This is a genomic window from Pseudomonas sp. GW456-12-10-14-LB2 (genome assembly GCF_002884345.1).
Lineage (GTDB): Bacteria > Pseudomonadota > Gammaproteobacteria > Pseudomonadales > Pseudomonadaceae > Aquipseudomonas > Aquipseudomonas paraglycinae.
Genome location: NZ_POHV01000235.1, coordinates 1 through 257, shown reverse-complemented (window position 1 = coordinate 257; position 257 = coordinate 1). Strand labels below are relative to the sequence as shown.

Here is a 257-nt window from a genome sequence, read left to right as displayed (position 1 = left end):
GATCTGCCGGCCCAGGCGTGCCCGGACGTGCTCGACGACGTCGCGGGGGTTCTTCACGGCGCCCGCCACCTCGGCGACCGCCTCCACGATCGCCCCGAGATCGCGGATCGAGACCCGCTCGGCGAGCAGGAACTGCAGCACGCGCTGGATGCCGGTGGTGGAGATCTGCGACGGCACGATCTCCTTGAGCAGCTCGGCGTGCTCCTTGGGCAGCTCGCGGAGCAGCTTCGAGACCTCGACGTGGTTGAGGAGCTCGG

The 257-nt window shown here is 70.0% G+C and carries 1 protein-coding gene; it reads right to left on the bottom strand.

Annotated features, from left to right (window positions below; translation table 11 throughout):
• Positions 1–257 (bottom strand): FHIPEP family type III secretion protein (locus tag C1X29_RS30105; protein WP_173940227.1); only part of this gene is annotated, 257 nt, incomplete at both ends.